Origin of the sequence: Pseudomonas sp., assembly GCF_050739935.1 — a bacterium.
Lineage (GTDB): Bacteria > Pseudomonadota > Gammaproteobacteria > Pseudomonadales > Pseudomonadaceae > Aquipseudomonas.
This window is the reverse complement of sequence record NZ_JBOICF010000057.1, coordinates 47,813-67,827: the sequence shown is the minus strand read 5'-3', so window position 1 is coordinate 67,827 and position 20,015 is coordinate 47,813. Positions and strand designations below refer to the sequence as shown.

Sequence of the window (20,015 nt, the reverse complement as noted above, 5' to 3'; positions counted from 1 at the left end):
TACCGTAGGCGTGTTGCACGTCGATGGGCGCGATGTGCGCGGGGAGTTGGTTGAGCTGGATCTTGGTGGCTGATGAACAACACCTGTAGGAGCGAATTCATTCGCGAAGTCGTACGGCCCATAGAGAGGCGTCGGTCGTACCGCCCCTTCGCGAATGAATTCGCTCCCACAGGGGAAATTAGTCAGATGTTGAAATACAGCCTGCCTTCAATCACTTCGCAATCGGGTCCAGTCCGCTGCCCTTGATCGCCGGCGCGGCTGCCGATGAACTCAGGAAATCCAGGAACTGCTTCGCCTGCTCGGGGTGTTTGCTCTTGGTGACGACACCTGCCGAGTAGAGTGTCATCTGCTGGGCCTGGTCGGGGATCAGGCCGATGATGTCGATGCCGTCCACTGGCTTCAATTCGCTGAGTTGCTGGAAACCGATCTCCGCATCGCCGCGCGCGACCACTCCACCCACCGGTTCGGCCGGAATCATGTGGCTCTTGCTCTGGATGCGGTCGGCGATGTGCATCTGGTTGAACAGCACGCGTGACAGGTACACGCCGCTGGCGCTGTCGGAATAGGCGATGCTTTTGGCGTCGAGCAGCGTCTGTTTGAAGGCGTCCATGGTGCTGATGTCGGGATGCGGCGCGCCGTGTTTCACCGCCATGGCGATATAGGACTTGCCCAGATCCACGCGGGTTTTCGGATCGACCTGACCGTCCTTGATCAGCTTGTCCAGCGCTGCGCCCACCATCAGCACCACATCGGCAGGCTCCTGACGGGCGAGGCGATTGGGGATGGCTTGTGGGGTCGCGCCCATGGAAGGCGCCACTTCGCCCTGCAGTTTGACGCCCATACGTTGTTCATAATCCGGGGCAACGGCCTTGAACGCGCCCATGATGCCGCCGGAGCTCAGTACGATCAGTTGGACTGGGGCCGGAGGCGTTGCGGCCTGAGTAAAAGCCGCTGGAATGAAAGTGACGGCGGCGCTCAGCAGATAAGGCAGAATTTTTTTCATGAAGATGAACCTGACATGGTTAAGAGTGGCGCGGAGGAAATAAAAACAGCGCGGGCAGTATGTGGCAATTGTGCGGCGAGTAAATCCCTTTGTTGTGATCAGCGATTCACAGACGGCATTTCCAGCCACAGGTTCAGCCTGACGCCGATGCCGTGGATAGGCTTTCGGTCGGCTTGACGCTCAAGAAAGCTCTGGCCAGGCCGATGCTCAGGGCGATCCCTTTCATCTCTCTGGAAGTTAGCCCTTCATGTTCAATAAACGTCTCAAGCAAGAGTTGGCTGCCCTGCGTGAAGAGCTTTCGTCGGTGGAGCAGGTGAAAAGCAGCCTGGATAACGAGATGCTGGGCATGCGTCTTGATCCGCAGGGCCGAATCGAGTCAGTGAACGGCAACTTTGAAACGGAAATGCATTATCGAAATGCCGATCTCGTAGGGCGTCCGATCGAGGAGCTGGTTCCCTCACATGTGAAGAGCCTGGATTTCTACCACCGCATGAAATCCGCTATCAGCCGCGGTGAACACCTCAGCGGTGCTCTACGTCTGCTGAGGGGCAATGGTCAGGAAGCCTGGCTGCGTTCGATTTTGCAGCCCGTGCGCGACAGCAGCGGGCGGGTGATTTACTTCTCGGTTCACTCCAGCGACCTGACCCGCACCATCGAGAACTCGCGCGAGCACGAGAACCTGATCGAGGCGCTGCAACGGTCCACCGCCGTGATCGAGTTCAACCTCAACGGCGATGTGCTGACCGCCAACGAGCGTTTCTTGAGTTCCATGGGCTATTCGTTGGCGAAGATCCAGGGCCAGCACCACCGCATGTTCTGCGAGCCACTTGAATACAACTCGTCCGAATACCAGGCGTTCTGGGACAAGCTGCGCCGGGGGGAATTCGTCACCGGTCGCTTCAGGCGTGTCGACAGCCATGGTCGTGTGGTCTGGCTCGAAGCGTCGTACAACCCGATCACCGATGCCCATGACCGGCTGTACAAAGTGGTCAAATTCGCCACTGTCATTACCGATCAGGTCAACCGCGAAAATGCCGTGGCCGAGGCCGCGAACATTGCTTTCGTTACCTCGCAGCAGACCGATGGCAGCGCCCAGAAAGGCGCCGCCGTGGTCCAGCAGACGGTCGAGGTCATGCGTGAACTGGCCGGGCACATGGAGCAGGCGGCCGACCGCATCGCCGCGCTGGACAAGCAGTCCCAACTGATCGGCTCGATTATCCAAAGCATCAGCAGCATCGCCGATCAAACCAACCTGCTGGCGCTCAACGCCGCTATCGAAGCGGCGCGCGCGGGTGAACAGGGACGCGGTTTTGCGGTGGTCGCCGATGAAGTCCGGCAACTCGCCTCGCGCACCAGCAAAGCCACCGAAGAAATCGTCGATGTGGTCAAGCAGAACCAGCAACTGGCCGAGCAGGCGGTGAACGTGATCATCAGCGGTAAGGAGCAGGCGCAACAGGGTCTTGAACTGGCCGGAGAGGCGGGATCGGTGATCGTGGAAATCCAGGACGGCGCGCAGCGGGTGGTAAGCGCGGTAGGTCAGTTCGCCAATCAACTGTCGAACTGATCGTTCAAAATCGTTAACGGGCCTCCATTTTTGTTAGAAAACTCGTTTTCGTCTTCAAAATCGTTAAAAAAGCCGCGCCGAGCTGATATTTCCCGGCCCGGCTTTTTTTGATTTACACCCGGAAGTGGCTGACCAGCATCTGCAACTGGTTGCCCAGACGGGCCAGTTCAACGCTGGAGGCAGCGGTTTCCTCGCTGGCGGCGGCGGTCTGTTCGGACACGTCGCGGACATTGAGAATGCTGCGGCTGATCTCTTCGGCTACTGAGCTTTGCTGCTCGGCGGCGGCAGCGATCTGTTGGTTCATCGCCTGAATGCTGGATACGGTCTTGGTAATGCTTTCCAGCGAAGTACCGGCCTTGCGGGTCAGCGCGACGCTGCTGTCGGTGAGGTTGCGGCTGCCGAGCATGATGCCCGATACCTGCCGCGTGCCGTTCTGCAGAGCGGCGACCAGACCTTCGATCTCCTCGGTCGATTGCTGCGTGCGTTGGGCCAGGCCGCGTACTTCGTCGGCCACTACCGCAAAACCACGGCCTGCTTCACCGGCGCGAGCCGCTTCGATGGCGGCGTTGAGGGCCAGCAGGTTGGTCTGCTCGGCCACCGCCTTGATCACGTCCATCACTTTGCCGATCTTGTCGCTTTCCTGCTCCAGCACGCTCATGGCGTCAGTGGAGCGCACGACTTCGCTGGCCAGCTTTTCGATCTGCGCGATCGCTTCGCCTACCACCTTGTCGCCATCGCGTGCCTGTTTGTCGGCATCGGACGCTGCAACCGATGCCTGCTCGGCATTGCGTGCGACCTCGTGCACCGTGGCCGACATTTCGTGCATGGCCGTGGCGACCTGGTCGGTTTCCACTTTCTGGCTGTTGACCCCAGCGCTGGTTTGCTCGGTGACCGCAGACAATTCTTCGGCAGCGCTGGCGATCTGGGTGACGCTGTCGCGTATCCCGCCGATCAGGTCGCGCAGGGTGGTGCCCATGCGCTGGATACCGGTTTGCAGCACGCCGATTTCGTCCCGACGCGTCACGATCAGGTCATGGCTCAGATCGCCGCCGGCGATGCGGTCGACCACTGTCAGTGTCTCCTGCAACGGACGAGTGATCTGGCGGGTAATGATGAGCGCCGCCAACGCACCGAAAATCAGCGCAAGCAACGTGCCGCCGATCTGCAGAGTGCGAGCCTGACGGGTGTCGGCCTCACCCAGGGAGGTCTGCAAGCTGACCAACTGCTGGCTGAGCTTGACGATGGCTGCGCCTTCATCCGTCATTTCCGCGCGCGCGACGTTGATATTGTCGTTGGCAACCTTGAAGCCCTGGACCGAGTTGCGATAACCGGTCAGCGAGGCTTCCAGCTGTTTCAGCCGTTCGGCCTGGGTGCTGCCGAAAACGGCGTTGAGCTGCTCCAGACCACTGATCGCGCTGGCCAGCTGACGTGACGCGGCTTCTTCGGTCTTGGCGTTGGGATTGCCGGTGTAACCGCGCACTTCATAGCGCACCAGCATCACGTCTTCCTTGGCCTTGATGGCGGCCTGGTACTGAGTGAAACGGCGCTCGTCGGTCGGGTCCAGCTTCATCACGTCGTCGTTGATGGCAGCGACCAGTTCTGCGGCCTTCACGGCGTCGACGGCCATGTCGGCGCGCACTTTGGTGCTGGTCTGGTAGCCATCACGCATTTTGCTCAGCGAGTTTTCGTACGCACGGACCTGCTCGTTCAGTGCCTTGATCGGCACCACGTTCACCGGGTTGCTGAACGTGCTTTGCAGAAACTGCTGCTGAGCCTTGAAGGCGTCGAGCGCGGTCTGAACGCTCTGCGCAACGGCTTCGTCGCCGTTGCTGAGCATGTATTGCAAGCGCGTGATGCGCAGGTCAGTCAATTTGTTGCTGAGTTTCATGACGTCCGCGACGCGGTCGCTGCGGAAGGTCATGTTACCCAGGCCGGTCCAGCCAATAAGCGCAAGCAAGGCAGTAAAAACAAGTACAACACCGAACCCTAAGGCCAGTTTCATATTGACGCTGATATTCGCGAACCAGCTCTTCATTTCAGTTCTCCAGAAGGTCCATTTTTCGAAATCGCCAGCTGGAGGGTTGTTGTTATTGAGACCAGCGAAACAATTAAATCTAGGAGTACATCGGCCGGGGATCGGATATCTGAAACAAATGTCGGGAAATGCCGGCCGCTTGCAGATGGCGTTCGGAGAGAGCGCCAGAGGAGCAGATTCTTGGAGGTAAAAAACAACCAAGGTTGCTGCGTCACATGCCGAATCAGCTCGGTGCTGCGCGCAGCCATTTTTTTGGCGTGTCATGACCTGAAAGTCCGAGCGCGACTGTAAAGTCATCGTCCTGAAACACTGGCGTCAAGTTTCCCGCCCTCGGCTGTATCAGGGATGAAATATTTCAACTGTCTAGGTTGCATCGAACGAAATACCGTGTACGGGCTCCATCCTCGACCATCGGGGCGGGATTTTTTCCAACCAGAACGGAAGTTGCGTATGAAACCTGTTCAGCGATTCACCACACTCGACAGTTTCAGAGGAATCTGCGCGTTGCTGGTCGTGTTCTTTCATCTCCACGTCGTCGACGCATTCATTCAGCTGCCGTTCTTCCGACGAGACGAAGTGCTCCTCAACTTCTTCTTCGTTCTCAGCGGTTTTGTCCTGGCGCATACCTATGGCATGAAGCCGAATCTGTCTTTCAAATCCTTCGTCATCTCGCGCGTCTTCCGCCTTTATCCACTGCATCTGGTCATGCTTGCGTTCTTCATCCTGTTCGAAGCGGCGCGCTGGGTCGTCTACAAAAACGGCTTTGAATTGAACAACGTGCCTTTCACCGGGACCTTCGCTCCGGACGAAATCCTGCCAAACCTATTGCTGGTTCAGGCATGGACCACGCTGACCGATACCATGTCGTTCAATTACCCGTCCTGGACCATCAGCATCGAGTTCTACATCTATATGCTGTTCGGTACCTTGTGCATGTTCTCCATGAGAAATCGTTTTCTGTTATTCGCTGCGATATCGGGCGTGGCCTTCGTGCTGATCTTTTCGGAGAACGAGCCGCTGGTCGAGCGCGCGATGCTCGGGTTGTCCTGCTTCTTCGCGGGCAATATCACCTACGTGGTGTACCTGATGATTCGTGATAAGTGGGCGGTCAAGCCTTGGCTGTCGACCGTGCTCGAATGCGCGATGATGTACGCGACCTACTGGATCGTGATGAACGACTTCGACGATCGGTCGCCCATCGGCAGTCTGGCGTTCTGCGTGCTGGTGCTGCTGTTCGCGTTCGAGGGTGGGCTGGTTTCGACGTTTCTCAAGACCAGCGTGTTCGTCCTGCTGGGCAAGTTGTCGTACTCGATCTACATGACGCACGCGGCCTTGCTGTTTGGTGTGTCGACGATTTTCATCGTGGCGCAGAAAATCACCGGCCTGGCGCTGGCGCCGATGATCGCGGGGCAGCGGTTCATGGACACCGGCTCAGAGTTGGGCAACAACCTGTTCGTCGTGGGCGTAACGGTGCTGTCGGTGGTCGTGGCAGGGTTCGCCCACAAATACATCGAAATGAAAGGCTACGAGCTGGGCAAGCGCTTCATGGGCAAGTCGGCCAAGGCACCTGCGGCAAAACCGGAAGCGGTGCCAGCGCTGGAGCCGCGTGTTGATCGGGTGGCGCGAAGCCGGGCATGACAACGACCGGTTGTAGCAGTCTGGCTTGCCAGCGGCAGCGATTCGAAAGACGTCACCGCCAGCAAGCCGGACTGCTATAAATCGTTGAGCTGGTCATCTCGGCTCGTCAGAAATATAGAAACCGGTTAATACGCCCTCGGCCAGAATCAAAAGCTTATTTGTTGCGCAACCACTCAATCATCCCCAAACCTGCCGCACGTCCGCTGGCGAAGCAGGCCGTCAGCAGATAGCCCCCGGTCGGCGCTTCCCAGTCGAGCATCTCCCCGGCGCAAAACATGCCCGGCAGCGAGCTGAGCATCAGTCGTTCATCCATCGCCTCGAATGTCACCCCGCCAGCGGTACTGATGGCCTCGTCCAGCGGGCGTGGCTTGATCAGCGTCAGCGGCAGAAATTTAACGGCCCTGGCCAGCAACCCCGGATCTGCAAATGCCTCGGCGGGCGCCAGTTCGCGCAACAAGGCGGCCTTGACCCCGTCGATACCCAATTGACTGTGCAGATGCTTGGACATCGAACGCGAGCCACGAGGTTTGCCGAGCGCCTTCTGCACATCGGCCAGGGGCTTGCCCGGCAGCAGATCGATTTCGACGGTGGCCGAGCCGAGTTGGTTGATCGCTTCCCGAATCTGCGCCGACAACGCATAGATCAGACTGCCCTCGACACCCGTCTGCGTCAGTACGCATTCGCCCAGGCGCAGCGTCTGTCCTTGCAGGCCCATGGCGATATTTTTCAGCGGCGCACCTGCGAACTTGCTGCGCAACAATTTGCTCCAGGCCGAGACTTCAAACCCACAGTTGGCGGCCTGCAGTGGCGCGATCTGCACGCCGCGCTGCTCCAGCAGAGGCAACCAGTTGCCGTCCGAGCCGAGACGCGCCCAGCTCGCGCCACCCAACGCCAGCAGTGTGGCGGTGGGCGTGATGCTCAACTCGCCTTCTGGGCTGGCGATGCGCAGGCTGTTGTCCGCGTTCCAGCCAAGCCAGCGATGACGGGTGTGGATAACCACACCGGCATCACGCAGACGCTTGAGCCAGGCTCGCAGCAGCGGCGCGGCCTTCATGTCAGTAGGAAATACCCGGCCTGAACTGCCGACGAAGGTATCGACTCCCAATCTGTGAATCCATTCGCACAACGCCTCGGCGCCAAAGCCACGCAACAACGGGGCGATCATCGGAGCGCGTTCGGCGTAGCGCGACAGAAACGCCGGGTAGGCCTCCGAATGGGTGATGTTCATGCCGCCGACGCCGGCCAGCAAAAACTTGCGTCCGACCGAAGGCATGCTGTCGTAGAGATCGACCTTGAAACCCGCCTGACTCAGCACTTCGGCAGCCATCAATCCGGCCGGACCACCCCCGATGACGGCGACTGTTTGTGCTGGAGGGGAAGAGGCTGAAGTCATGGGCGAGCTGCGGATCATTAAAGTGGGTCGCGCATTCTACCCGAGCTCAGTGACAAACGAGCGGCCTGTGGAAAACTATTGAGCAAAAAACGTACAGCTCTCTGCAGGCCTTGGGCGGTATAGGGTCTGTGGCCTTGCGCTCAGGTTATCCACAGGTGGTTCCACAGCAGATGTGGGTAAAAAACGGCGATCTTGCCGGTCACCTAGTTTTCCGGGGGGAGCGAATTCATTCGCGATTTGCAAGCACTGCCGACGCATCGTTGTCGCCTGGAATATTTATCGCGAATGAATTCGCTCCCACGGTGTGATGTGTCCTGGCCGGCGAATGGGTCACAACCCCTGCGACACCCAAACCCGCTGCGCACTGTGATGCAAGATTCCATGCCGGCGCGCCAGCGCTTCCCGATCCTTGCTGTACCCGCCGCCAATCACCCCCATCACCGGGATGTCCCGCCCCAGGCAATGCCGCATCACCGCTTCATCACGCCGAGCCACGCCTTCGTCGGTCAATTGCAGATACCCCAGGGCATCGTCCTTGTGCACATCGACGCCAGCGTCATACAGCACCAGGTCGGGTCGATACAGCGGCAGCAGGTAATTGAGCGTGTCATCGACTACTTTCAGGTAATCATCGTCACCCATGCCCATTGGCAGCGGAATGTCCCAGTCGCTCCGGGCCTTGCGCGCGGGGAAGTTTTTCTCGCAATGCAGTGACACGGTAATCGCATCTTCGGTGTGTTCGAGAATCCTCGCGGTGCCGTCGCCCTGATGCACGTCGCAGTCGAAGATCAGCACTCGGTCCACCCGGCCGCTGTGCAGCAGGTATTGGCTGATGATGGCCAGGTCGTTGAAGATGCAGAATCCGGCGGGATAGTCGAAGTGAGCGTGATGAGTGCCACCGGCCAGATGACAGGCCAGACCGTGTTGCAGGGCTTTTTCCGCCGTCAGCAACGAGCCGCCCACCGCGCGCACCGTGCGTCGGGCCAGATCCTCGCTCCAGGGCAGGCCCAACCGGCGCTGATCCTCGCGGGAGAGGTCGCCGTCCATGTAGCGACGGATGTAGGAAGGGTCATGAGCCAGCGCGAGAATGTCTTCCGGACAGACCTGTGGGCGAAACAGTTGAGCATCCGTGGTCAGGCCGCTGTCGATAAGGTGGTCATGCAGCAAGCGGAATTTGTCCATCGGGAAGCGATGGTCGGGCGGAAACGCCGGGCTGTAATCTTCGTGATAGATAAGCGGCAGGGACATAGTGCGTACGCATTGGGATCGAAGGGGAATCTTGCCAGCAATGGTTGCCCCGGCACAGCCATTTGGCTGGATCTGGTTGCGGGGCAGAATCGGTACACTCGCGAGCAACGCTGGCGAGCCATTTGAGGAGTGGGGTAGGGGAGATGTTCAATGGAACCCATACTTGAGCTCAACAGCCCACGCTTGTTGATGCGTCAGTGGCGGGATGATGATTTGCCAGCCTTCGCGCACATGTGCGCCGACCCACAGGTCATGCGTTACTTTCCACAGCCACTGACACGTCTGGAAAGCGCCAAGCTGATCGGACGCGTTCGCGGTCACTTCGCCGAATACGGTTTCGGCCTGTGGGCGCTGGAACGCAAGGACACCGGCGAGTTCATCGGCTTCACCGGGCTGAACATAGTGGGCTTCGACGCGGCGTTTACCCCGGCAGTGGAAATCGGTTGGCGTCTGGCCCGCGAGCATTGGGGGCTGGGCTATGCCAGCGAGGCAGCCTGGACAGTGCTTGGTTGCGGTTTCGAACACCTTGAGCTGGAGCAGATCGTCTCCTTCACGGCGGTCAGCAATCTGCCCTCGCAAAAGGTCATGCAGGCCATCGGCATGCACAACGATCCTGCCGATGATTTCGACCATCCCAACCTGCCTCCCGGCCACCCCCTCCGTCCGCACGTGTTGTATCGAATCAACCGTTTGCAGTGGCTGGCGACCTTGTGATTGGCGGGAACCGGGCTGCAAAGATCTGTATCATCTCGTCCAATGCGCTTGATCGCCGCTGATGGCGACCGTGGCTGTACTTTGTGTGTGATGACCGTGTGTGAGGAACCCCGAATGAGCCATGTGCTGGATGATCTGGTGTCGCTGTTGAGCCTGGAGCCGATCGAAGAAAACCTCTTCCGTGGACGCAGCCAGGACCTTGGCTTTCGCCAGCTGTTTGGCGGGCAAGTGCTCGGGCAATCGTTGTCGGCGGCCAGCAAGACCGTTGAAGATGAACGTCATGTGCACTCGCTGCATGGCTATTTTCTGCGGCCGGGCGATGCGTATCTGCCGGTGGTCTATCAGGTCGATCGCGTGCGTGATGGCGGCAGTTTCAGCACCCGCCGCGTGACGGCCATCCAGAAGGGCAAACCGATCTTCACCTGCAGCGCGTCCTTTCAATACGACGAAGAAGGCTTTGAGCATCAGAGCCAGATGCCGCAAGTGGTCGGGCCAGAGCATCTGCCATCGGAATTGGAACTGATGCGTCAGCGCGAGCACCTGATTCCGGAGCACCTGAAAGACAAGCTCCTGTGTCCGAAGCCGATCGAGTTTCGCCCGGTCACCGAGTTCGACCCCTACAACCCCAACCCGACCGATCCGGTGAAGTACGTCTGGTTCCGCGCCGACGGCGCCCTGCCGGACATCCCCGCGTTGCACAAATACATGCTCGCGTACGCTTCGGACTTCAACCTGCTGCCCACCTCGCTGCTGCCCCACGGCAAAACCGTCTGGCAGAAAGACATGCAGATCGCCAGCCTCGACCACTCGCTGTGGTTCCACGGCGAACTGCGCGCCGATGACTGGCTGCTTTACGCGATGGACAGCCCATGGGCCGGCAACTCTCGCGGATTTTCCCGCGGCAGCGTCTACAACCGCGCCGGCAAGCTTGTGGCGTCGGTGAGTCAGGAAGGTTTGATCCGCCATCGCAAGGACTGGGAGTGAGCCTGTCGCAACTGCGCCACTGGGTGTTCGACATGGACGGCACCCTGACCATCGCCGTGCATGACTTTCCGGCCATCAAGCGTGCGCTGAGCATTCCTCAGGAAGACGATATTCTCAGCCACCTGGCCGCTCTGCCGACCGAGGTGGCGGCGGCTAAACACGCTTGGTTGCTGGAGCATGAGCGCGAACTGGCGGTGGCGTCGAAGCCTGCCGCGGGTGCGATTGAGCTGGTGCGCGAACTGGCCAGGCGTGGCTGTCGGTTGGGCATCCTCACGCGCAATGCCAGGGAATTGGCCCATGTGACGCTGGAAGCCATCGGCATTGCCGACTGCTTCGATGTGGAAGATGTGCTGGGTCGTGACGAAGCGCCGCCCAAGCCTGATCCGGGCGGTCTGCTGAAGCTGGCCCAGACCTGGGAGATCGAGCCTTCGCAGATGGTAATGGTGGGCGATTACCGATTTGACCTGGCGTGTGGAAAAGCGGCCGGGACGCATACCGTGCTGGTCAACCTGCCGGAAAATCCCTGGCCCGAGCTGACGGATTGGCATGCCGCCGATTGCGTGGCGTTGCGCAAGATGCTGCAGGACAGCGAATCAATCTGACTGGAACACCAAAGCCGTGACAGTGAGCTTGCCCACGAATGGGATGTGTCAGCCAGCACACTCGTGGCTGACACTACGTCTTCGTGAGCAAGCTCACTCCCACAGGCTTGTGCTTTGCGTCGCGGAAGCCGTTCTCAATCTCGCTTGAACAACGCCGCCTGCCCTTCTGGCGAGGTGAACATCGCGTCGCCGTTGTGACCTACGCCCTTGACCTCGACCAGACGCTGATTCAAGCCTTCCGGATGACGTTTGGTCAGGTAGTCGAAGAAATTATGCCCACGCGCCAGGCGATACGGCCCTTGCGCTTCGGCACCACAATCCTTATCCAGCGCCGGATGGTTCGGGTCGGTATCCTGCTCGCCCAGCAGGTAAGTGATGTCACGCTTCACATACCCCGCTTCCAGCTCCGCCGGTGTCTCCTTGCCCGCATACGCCGGCAGCTTGTTCATGCCGTACTTCCAGGTGTTGAAGCCCGGGCACGTTGCGGCGTCCACCGGTATGGGGCGGGTTGCGTCGAAGTATGCATACGACGACGGGTTGGCGATGACATACCGCAGCTTGATACCTTCCTTCTTCAGCAGCGCATCTTCCTTGCCGCCAATCATCGCGTAGCGCTGCACTACCTGCGCGCCGCCGGAGTGACCGGCAATCACGATTTCTTTCAGGTTCGGAAACAGCTTGCTGTCGCTCAGGCGCTTGAGAATATGGTCGATGACGACGAACGAACTGATCGGCTTGGCCCCCATCGATTTGTCCCCGGCCATCCAGTCATTGGCATGCCAGCGCAGAACCGTCTCCGGGAGATGGTGCGCGGCAATGTCCTTTTCATCGAGGAATTGCGGCGCGATCAGCAGGGTCTTGGGCCGTTGCTTGGACTGGTTGGTTGCGCGCTCGACACTGCGCAAATACGTCTGGGCATTGCGCAGGCGGCCATGGAAAACGATGACCACCCGCTGAATCTGCGGACTGGGGCGTACCCAACTCTGACTCAGGCCCAGCGTGGCCTGAGATGTTCCGTTGATCAGCAGCCGGTCGGGGCTGATGGATTTGACCGCCTGATCCGCAGCATGAGCCGTGACGCTCATCAGGGTGCCCAACAACAGGATCGAAAGCGGTTTCATCATGTGATCAGAGGCTCTTGGCGGCGAATGTATCGCATTGGTTGATTTGTCCCTGGGCAAAGCCTGTCTTGAACCAGCGAACCCGCTGGGCAGACGTCCCGTGAGTGAACGAGTCCGGCACTACACGCCCCTGGCCTTGTTGCTGCAAACGGTCGTCGCCAATGGCATTCGCCGCATTCAGCGCCTCTTCAATATCACCGGGCTCAAGCCAGTTCAAACGCTTTTGTGCATTGTTGGCCCAAACACCGGCAAGGCAGTCAGCCTGCAACTCCTGACGCACTAGCAAACCGTTGTCACCCTCCATGCGCATACCGCGCTGGCGGGCGGCGTCAACTTTAGCCGAAACCCCAAGCAAGGTCTGCACATGATGGCCAACTTCATGTGCGATCACATAAGCCTGAGCAAAATCCCCGGCCGCCTTGAAGCGCTGGCTCATCTCGCGGAAGAACTCCATGTCCAGATAAACCCGTTGATCCGCCGGGCAATAGAACGGGCCGCTGGCGGAGGAGGCAAAACCGCACGCCGACTGCACCTGGCCGCGGAACAGGATCAGCGTCGGGTTCTTGTACTGCCGACCGCCTTGCTGAAAAATCTGGCCCCACGTGTCTTCGGTATCCCCCAGAATCGCCCGCACGAAATCCGCCTGCTCGTCATTGGCTGGCGGCGCCTGGCGTGTTTGAGGATTGACTGCACTGGTTTGCTGCGTGTCCATCTGCCCCGCGATCTGCCCGAGGATCTGCATCGGGTCCTGCCCGGTCAGCAGACCGATAGCGACAATGATCACAATCCCGCCAATCCCCAGCCCCTTGCCCCCGATACGCATCCCACCCCCGCCACCGGTGTCGTCGCGCGCGTCGACTACGTTGTCACTGCGACGTCCTTTTTTCCAGAGCATGGAGGAATCCTCTTTTAGTCGTGTAGGAAGTGTAGACGGCGGGGGAGGTCCGTCTTCTGGCTGTTGGAACTAAGAGAGGCCATCACGAGAATGGTTCAGGGCATGCCGTTGCGCCGTACCTTAAAGGCGAGACGTCATGGAGCGGTCTTTATGAAGTAACACAAGACAGCCATGGCGCTCATATTCGTAAAAAGCCAAGCGTAGATCCCCCAGATTCGCCATTTCAAATGCCGAGGAATATGGAGATGAGCGTCTTTCGTGATGTGGCGTTGGCGGTACATGATTCCGGGCATGTAAGTCACCATGAATATCATGTTGAACCGCATGTGCCGACCTACGAACCCTCCTTGCCAAATACCTCTGGTGTCAGAAATACACCGGCACCCAGATAATCGATCTTCCAGGAAGTCGATATTTTTATAGGTGAACCACATCAACACGATGAGGTTGAGCCACGTCGAAATCCCCAGGATCAAGCCCCATTGTCCATAAGACCAAGTCTGCATCATGGGCTCCATTCGTAGATCACTTCGCCAACGGTCTCTCCATATATTTCCCCTCCCAGACCTCCTGCATATCCGCCTATTGCAGCGGCGACGATGCCGCATCCGATGGCCCCCACGCCACCGGTTGGAACCCCAAAAACGATCAGGCACAGGGGGATTAATGCTGCCGAACCGATCGTGCCACCTATCATGCCGCCGCCGCCCCCCAAAACCAGCTTCGTCCCGTCGACATACTTCGCCTTCCTGCACACCTCCTCTCGCCCAATCGAGCAGGCTTCCTTGATCTCCAGATAAGACGACCACGCATTCAACCCAACCCCAATCGGCGTCCCCGCTCTCAGCAACTTCGAAGCCTTGGCAATATGCGCCAGCCGTTGCGTATACCCGCGAATTTCCTGATTGTGCAGATAGCTCTTCGTCGATATCCCCAGCATTTTCCTGATAGAACCGTCGTTGCGCAGGCCGGTGCCCCAGTGGGCGATGCCTTTGAGTTGAGTGTCGAGTTTGGCGAAGAGCACGCGGCGTTGGTTGATGAACTCCTGCCGTGCGATGGGGGGTGCCGCGTTATGGCTATGTCTAATGCTGTTGTTGCGTTTGAATGGAGTTTTGGCTTGACGACCTTGAGGCGCGATTGCCCTGTATCAGCAATCGAGCAGTCTAACTCAGGTTTCTTGATGGGCGCTTGGTTGGCTCGCCAATGAAGCGATATCAATTCCTAAGAAAATAAAAACATGCCATTCCTAGGCAGTTTGCGAAAGTGAGGGAGTATAGAGCACGTATTTGTAGTTTGAGTGAGGTGGGTAATCTCAAATACGCTTCGCGTGAGATTTCGCCGCGCCTCTGCATAACGTTGGGCATCATGACAACCATTGAGATTGCGTTCAGTCTGGCTTGCCTGCCGAACAAACTTCCTCCGAAGAAGCTCTTGAGCCGGGAGACGAATTTTACATCGTGCAGAAGCGCCTCGCTCTTCTCGAGTGGAGCGTATAGACAATAGATTCCGAAGAACATGTTTATAAGCAAGCTCCCCATGTTGATGAATGCCCACCATATTTCAATTCGCATTGTTACCCCTCCATTCATAGAGGGTCGTGCCAATTAATTCCCCGAGCTTTTCACCGCCAAGGCCGCCGCCGTACCCTACAACTGCCGCCCCTACGATCATGCAAGCTAATGCGCCAGGCCCGGTTAAGGCGCCCAATACCAAGAAGCAGGCATACGTACCTGCAAAGCCTCCTGCATACCCCCCGCCAACACCGCCCACCAACATCGAGCCCTCTACAAAATTAGCCCGCGTACACGCGTCCTCCCGTCCCATCGAACAAGCCTCCTGTATCTCCAGATAAGAGGACCACGCATTCAACCCAATCCCAATCGGCGTTCCCGCTCTGAGCAACTTCGAAGCCCTGGCAATATGCGCCAGCCGCTGGGTATACCCGCGAATTTCCTGATTGTGCAGATAGCTCTTCGTCGATATCCCCAGCATTTTCTTGATCGAGCCGTCGTTGCGCAGGCCGGTGCCCCAGTGGGCGATGCCTTTGAGTTGGATGTCGAGTTTGGCGAAGTGCACGCGACGTTGGTTGATGAACTCTTGCCGTGCGATGGGGGTGCCGCGTTTGAGGGCGAGTTGATACAGCTGCTCGATGTCTTTCAGGGTGGCTTCCACGCCTTTGAGGTGTTTTTCCCAACTGCCGGTGGCAGCGCCGATCCCCAGCGAGCCGTAGCCGAGCATGTTCTGGAGGAGGTCGTAGTTCTTGATGATGTCGCCGTCGGCCCGGGCCTGGTTCTGGAACAGCGAGTGGTGAGTCCCGTAAGCGAGCCTCATCATTTCCGCTTCTTCGGGCGACACTCGCGGCACCGATTCGTCGCCAACCACCATGAGCTGGCCCGGCATGACCATGGTGTTGTACACATGGCGATTGAGGTGATCGAACTTCGCGCCGCCGCCTACCTGCGCCTTGATGATCGGATAGTGCCGAAACTGGTCGTTGATGAACACATACGGCTTGCCTGCGACTGCCATTTTCCTGTCCCTGAACATGCGTGAGGGCGCGAGGATAGGAAAAGGGCAGGAGGCTTTCGATGGGTTGGGGGAGGGTTACAGCGAATACAGAATGGCCCTACGTCGTGGGCGTTTGTTTCCTACAAAACTGGCGCATATAAGAAACCGGGAGAACCTGCCGAAAGTGCTGCCGCTGCTGGACTATCTGGCTGCCCGACTCACGTCCTCGGGCAACACAAGATCGGACGGCTCAGGGGATTGGTCATACCCGCACAGTCTGCTTCTCGGTCACTTCGGCAGGCGAGGCGTCAGCAAAGTGATTCACCTGCCGCAGTGGCTTGAAGCCCCACATCCAAGTACCGACCACGCCCAGCGTGCACAATCCGCCGAGAACCGCCGCTGGCACTGCGCCGAACAGTGCGGCGCTGCTGCCGGCGCGGAATTCGCCCAGCTCGTTGGAAGAGCCAATGAATAGCATGTTCACGGCGTTCACCCGACCGCGCATGTCGTCTGGCGTTGAGAATTGCACCAGCGTCGAGCGGATGTAGACGCTGACCATGTCCGCTGCGCCCGCGATCATCAATGCCAGCAGCGACAGCCAGAACAACGTGGACAAGGCGAACACCAAATTGGCCAGACCGAACACGGCAACGGCGATGAACATCACCAAGCCGACGTGACGATCGAACGGGCGCACGCTCAGGTACAACCCGGTGCCGACTTCCCCCAGACTCATCGCACTGCGCAACGCCCCCAGGCCTTGCGGTCCGAGGTGCAGTACTTCATGAGCGTAGATCGGCAGTAGTGCCACCACGCCACCCAGGAGCACCGCGAACAGGTCCAGCGAGATGGTGCCGAGAATGATCGGCCGCGAGCGGATGAAGGCGATGCCTGCGGTGAAGCGCTTCCAGGCAGTGGATTCGAGAATCTGCTTTTTGCCGACGTACAGCACCGGCACGCGGATCAGCAGCAAGACCCCGGCGATGAAGCTCGCCATGCACACCGAATAGGTCAGCCCGCCGCCGCCCGCCGCATAAAGACCGCCGCCGACCAGCGGCCCGGCGATGGTCGCGATGCGCATGATCATGCTGTTGGTGGCGATGGCCGAGGCGAGCTTTTCCCGTGGCACTACTTGGGGCAACAGGCTTTGCAGGGCAGGACCGGTAAAAGCGCGGGCGCAGCCGAACAGGGCCAGGGTCGCGTAGATCAGCCGAGTGTCCTGATGATGAGTGACGGAAAACAGCATCAGCATCAGGCTGCACAGGGCTTGCACGGTCCAGCTGATGGTGAGGATCAGTTTGCGGTCGTAGCGGTCGATCAGGTCGCCGGCAGGCATCAGCAACAGCAGCATCGGAATGAACTGCGCCAGCCCCACATACGCCAGCGAAATCGGGCTGCGGGTCATGTCATAGACTTGCCAGGCGACCACGACGGCCTGGATTTGCATGGCGAAGACGGCAGCGAGACGAGCGCTCAGAAAGGCAAAAAAACCGGGTTGCTTAAGGGCGCTTCCAGAGGCGGATTCGGAAGATGAGGCAGGCGTATCGGAACTCAAGTCAGGACATCCATCGAAGCGAAAGACGGCCGACTGTTATACACCTGTAAGCAGGTATATGCCTCTTGCTGTCAGAAATTTAATGATGGGCGGTGCAGGATATGACGGTTGTGCATGGTTGAAATGCAACGCAGAACTGTAGGAGCCGGCTTGCTGGCGAACGCGGTCAGCCATTCACCACATCGGTGTCTGAGCCAAAGCATTCGCCAGCAGGCTGGCTCCTACAAAGGGTATTGCGGGTGTCGGCTCAGCGCCGAACCAACAACACCCCGGATTCCATATGATGCGTATACGGAAACTGATCGAACAGCGCGCAACGCTCGACCCGATGGGTGTCGTGCAGCTGGGCGATGTTGGCGGCCAGGGTTTCCGGGTTGCAGGAGATATACAGGATGCGCTCGAAACGCCGGGTCAGCTCGCAGGTGTCCGGATCCATCCCGGCGCGGGGCGGATCGACGAACACGCTGCCGAAGTCATAGCTTTTCAGATCGACGCCGGCCAGACGCCGGAATGGACGAACGTCATTCAACGCCTCTGTCAGCTCTTCGGCCGACAGACGCACCAGCGAGACGTTATCCACAGCGTTGTCCGCCAGATTGCTCAGTGCCGCGTTCACCGAAGTCTTGCTGATCTCGGTCGCCAGCACTTTGCGCACGCGGGTCGCCAGCGGCAAGGTGAAGTTGCCGTTGCCGCAATACAATTCCAGCAGGTCATCTTCCCGCTCGCCCAACGCCTCGTAGGCCCAGCTCAACATCTTTTGGTTCACCGTGCCGTTGGGCTGGGTGAACGCGCCTTCCGGCTGGCGATAGCTGAAGATGCGCCCTGCGACTTCCAGCTCTTCAGTCACGTAGTCGCGGCCGATCACCAGACGCTGACCTTTGGAGCGACCGATAACGCTGACGTTGAGGTCGGCAGCCAATTGCTCGGCTTCCAGCTTCCAGGCGTCGTCCAGCGGGCGGTGATAGCACAGGGTAATCATGCCGTCGCCAGCCAGAGTAGTCAGAAAGTCCACCTGAAACAGCTTGTGATTGAGCGTCTTGCTGGCCTCCCAGCGATCACGCAATACCGGCATCAACGCGTTGATCTGCTGGCTGGCGATGGGGAAATCGTTGATCAGGATCGGCGTGTATTTGTCACCCGGTGTGAACATCGCGTAATGACGCTTGCCCTCGTCGCGCCACAGACGGAATTCGGCGCGCAGCCGGTAATGCTCCGGCGGCGAATCGAAAACTTCAGGCTCTGGCGCGTCGAACGGCTTGAGCAGCTCACGCAGACGATCGGCCTTTTCGTCGAGCTGCTGGCTGTAGTTTGCAGGGTCGAACGTAGAACTCATGGGTAAAAGCCCAACTTGATCACGAACAGGATCGACAGCACCACCAGCGCCGAATTCAGCTCACGGCCGCGGCCCGACAACAGCTTGATCACTGTCCAGGAAATGAAGCCAAAAGCGATACCGTTGGCAATGGAATAGGTGAACGGCATGGCCAGCGCGGTGATCACCACGGGGGCAGCTTCGGTGATGTCGTCCCAGTTGATTTCCGCCAGTCCCGAGGTCATCAGCACTGCCACGAACAGCAGTGCAGGCGCCGTGGCGAATGCCGGAACGCTGCCAGCCAGTGGCGCGAAGAACAGCGCCAGCAGGAACAGCACGGCCACCACGATAGCGGTGAGACCGGTGCGGCCGCCGGCGCTCACGCCCGCAGCCGACTCGATGTAGCTGGTGGTGGTCGAGGTGCCCAGCAGCGAACCGGCCATGGCTGCGGTGCTATCGGCGATCAGGGCGCGGCCCATTTTCGGCATGTGGCCGTCCTTGCCCATCAGGCCCGCGCGCTTGGCGACGCCGATCAGGGTGCCCGAATTATCAAACAGATCAACAAACAGAAAGGAGAAGATCACGCTCACCAGACCGATGTTCAGCGCGCCCGCGATGTCCAGCTGCAGAAAGGTCGGCGCCAGCGACGGCGGCATCGAGACCACGCCGCCGAATGGCGAAAAGCCCAGCACGATCGACACGATGGTCACCGCGAGGATGCCAATCAGCACCGCGCCCCGCACTTTCAGCGCTTCCAGCGCGACGATCAGGGCAAAACCCAGCGCGGCGAGGATTGGCGCCGGTTTTGCCAGATCACCCAGGCCAACCATGGTCGCCGGGTTGCTGACGACGATTTCGGCGTTATGCAGGGCAATCAGCGCCAGGAACAGGCCGATACCGGCAGCGATGGCCGAACGCAGCGGCAGCGGGATGCTATTGATGATCCACTCGCGAATGCGAAAGATCGACAGCAGAAAGAACATCACCGCCGAAATGAACACCGCACCCAGCGCCACTTGCCAGGTGTGGCCCATGTGCAAGACCACGGTGTAGGTAAAGAAGGCGTTCAGGCCCATGCCCGGTGCGAGCGCGATCGGGTAATTGGCGATCAGCCCCATGACCGTCGAGCCAATGGCGGCCGCAAGGCAGGTGGCGACAAAGATGGCGCCCTTGTCCATGCCGGTTTCGCCGAGGATGCTCGGGTTGACGAACAGGATGTAGGCCATGGCGAGGAACGTCGTGACCCCGGCCAGGATTTCGGTGCGCACATTGGTGTCATGTGCCTTGAGTTGAAACAGCCGCTCCAGCATGTGTGGCTCCCCGGTGACGCATCGCGCCATTAATGAAATCGACTAGTAACAGCAAAGCACAGTCGCCGAAACGACTCGCACAAATTCACTGCACAATTTCTGCCAGTCGCAAAAAGCCGCGCATCATACCAGC

The 20,015-nt window shown here is 59.1% G+C and carries 16 protein-coding genes and 2 pseudogenes; 6 read left to right on the top strand and 12 right to left on the bottom strand.

The features are described from left to right. Nucleotides 1-211: 211 nt before the first annotated feature. Nucleotides 212-1,003, bottom strand: coding sequence for a substrate-binding domain-containing protein (locus ACRER8_RS09935; protein WP_431746153.1), 792 nt, complete (start codon nucleotides 1,001-1,003; stop codon nucleotides 212-214). Between the two features lie 247 nt (nucleotides 1,004-1,250). Between ACRER8_RS09935 and ACRER8_RS09930 the strand changes: the two are divergent. Continuing rightward, nucleotides 1,251-2,027: pseudogene (locus ACRER8_RS09930) on the top strand (PAS domain-containing protein); the annotation flags it as partial. A 12-nt stretch (nucleotides 2,028-2,039) separates the two neighbouring features. Further along, nucleotides 2,040-2,567: a methyl-accepting chemotaxis protein gene (locus tag ACRER8_RS09925; protein WP_431746156.1), complete on the top strand. Its 528-nt coding sequence runs from the start codon at nucleotides 2,040-2,042 to the stop codon at nucleotides 2,565-2,567. Between the two features lie 112 nt (nucleotides 2,568-2,679). Here the strand turns inward: ACRER8_RS09925 and ACRER8_RS09920 are convergent, their stop codons facing one another. Both ACRER8_RS09920 and ACRER8_RS09915 read right to left on the bottom strand, forming a co-directional pair. Beyond that, nucleotides 2,680-3,384 carry a methyl-accepting chemotaxis protein gene (locus tag ACRER8_RS09920; RefSeq protein ID WP_431746155.1) on the bottom strand — a complete coding sequence of 235 codons (705 nt, stop codon included), beginning with the start codon at nucleotides 3,382-3,384 and terminating at the stop codon, nucleotides 2,680-2,682. A 198-nt stretch (nucleotides 3,385-3,582) separates the two neighbouring features. Then, nucleotides 3,583-4,455 (bottom strand): annotated as a pseudogene (locus tag ACRER8_RS09915) (methyl-accepting chemotaxis protein); the annotation flags it as partial. Between the two features lie 597 nt (nucleotides 4,456-5,052). Between ACRER8_RS09915 and ACRER8_RS09910 the strand changes: the two are divergent. After that, nucleotides 5,053-6,240 carry an acyltransferase family protein gene (locus ACRER8_RS09910; protein ID WP_431746152.1) on the top strand — a complete coding sequence of 396 codons (1,188 nt, stop codon included), beginning with the start codon at nucleotides 5,053-5,055 and terminating at the stop codon, nucleotides 6,238-6,240. A gap of 154 nt (nucleotides 6,241-6,394) precedes the next feature. Here the strand turns inward: ACRER8_RS09910 and ACRER8_RS09905 are convergent, their stop codons facing one another. Together ACRER8_RS09905 and ACRER8_RS09900 are read right to left on the bottom strand one after the other, a co-directional pair. Next, nucleotides 6,395-7,633, bottom strand: coding sequence for a TIGR03862 family flavoprotein (locus ACRER8_RS09905; protein WP_431746151.1), 1,239 nt, complete (start codon nucleotides 7,631-7,633; stop codon nucleotides 6,395-6,397). A gap of 330 nt (nucleotides 7,634-7,963) precedes the next feature. Then, a complete protein-coding gene (locus ACRER8_RS09900) occupies nucleotides 7,964-8,881 on the bottom strand; it encodes a histone deacetylase family protein (protein WP_431746150.1) in 918 nt (305 codons plus the stop codon). Nucleotides 8,882-9,031: 150 nt separating this feature from the next. Here ACRER8_RS09900 and ACRER8_RS09895 point away from each other — a divergent pair, with 150 nt between their 5' ends. The 3 genes from ACRER8_RS09895 to ACRER8_RS09885 all read left to right on the top strand — a co-directional run bounded on the left by ACRER8_RS09895 (nucleotide 9,032) and on the right by ACRER8_RS09885 (nucleotide 11,181). Beyond that, on the top strand, nucleotides 9,032-9,595 hold the full coding sequence (locus ACRER8_RS09895; RefSeq protein ID WP_431746149.1) for a GNAT family N-acetyltransferase: 564 nt from the start codon (nucleotides 9,032-9,034) through the stop codon (nucleotides 9,593-9,595). A 114-nt stretch (nucleotides 9,596-9,709) separates the two neighbouring features. Continuing rightward, nucleotides 9,710-10,579, top strand: coding sequence for an acyl-CoA thioesterase II (tesB, locus tag ACRER8_RS09890; protein WP_431746148.1), 870 nt, complete (start codon nucleotides 9,710-9,712; stop codon nucleotides 10,577-10,579). Further along, complete coding sequence (locus tag ACRER8_RS09885) at nucleotides 10,576-11,181, top strand: HAD family hydrolase (RefSeq protein WP_431746147.1); 606 nt, start codon at nucleotides 10,576-10,578, stop codon at nucleotides 11,179-11,181. Before tesB ends, ACRER8_RS09885 begins: the two co-directional genes overlap by 4 nt. A 134-nt stretch (nucleotides 11,182-11,315) precedes the next feature. Here the strand turns inward: ACRER8_RS09885 and ACRER8_RS09880 are convergent, their stop codons facing one another. From ACRER8_RS09880 to ACRER8_RS09850, 7 genes are all read right to left on the bottom strand, one after another. Beyond that, nucleotides 11,316-12,305: an alpha/beta hydrolase gene (locus tag ACRER8_RS09880; RefSeq protein WP_431746146.1), complete on the bottom strand. Its 990-nt coding sequence runs from the start codon at nucleotides 12,303-12,305 to the stop codon at nucleotides 11,316-11,318. 4 nt (nucleotides 12,306-12,309) lie between these two features. Continuing rightward, on the bottom strand, nucleotides 12,310-13,197 hold the full coding sequence (gene ypfJ, locus ACRER8_RS09875; RefSeq protein WP_431746145.1) for a KPN_02809 family neutral zinc metallopeptidase: 888 nt from the start codon (nucleotides 13,195-13,197) through the stop codon (nucleotides 12,310-12,312). A 505-nt stretch (nucleotides 13,198-13,702) separates the two neighbouring features. Further along, entirely contained in the window at nucleotides 13,703-14,221 is a 519-nt protein-coding gene (locus tag ACRER8_RS09870) for a hypothetical protein (RefSeq protein WP_431746144.1), read from the bottom strand. 536 nt (nucleotides 14,222-14,757) lie between these two features. After that, a complete protein-coding gene (locus ACRER8_RS09865) occupies nucleotides 14,758-15,726 on the bottom strand; it encodes a hypothetical protein (protein WP_431746143.1) in 969 nt (322 codons plus the stop codon). A gap of 241 nt (nucleotides 15,727-15,967) precedes the next feature. Then, nucleotides 15,968-17,260: an MFS transporter gene (locus ACRER8_RS09860; RefSeq protein WP_431746142.1), complete on the bottom strand. Its 1,293-nt coding sequence runs from the start codon at nucleotides 17,258-17,260 to the stop codon at nucleotides 15,968-15,970. A gap of 247 nt (nucleotides 17,261-17,507) precedes the next feature. Further along, nucleotides 17,508-18,593 (bottom strand): tRNA (uridine(54)-C5)-methyltransferase TrmA, encoded by a 1,086-nt coding sequence (trmA, locus tag ACRER8_RS09855; RefSeq protein WP_431746141.1) that lies wholly within the window; start codon nucleotides 18,591-18,593, stop codon nucleotides 17,508-17,510. Beyond that, a complete protein-coding gene (locus tag ACRER8_RS09850) occupies nucleotides 18,590-19,882 on the bottom strand; it encodes an NCS2 family permease (RefSeq protein WP_431746140.1) in 1,293 nt (430 codons plus the stop codon). The genes trmA and ACRER8_RS09850 overlap by 4 nt, the downstream gene beginning before the upstream one ends. Nucleotides 19,883-20,015 lie beyond the last annotated feature (133 nt).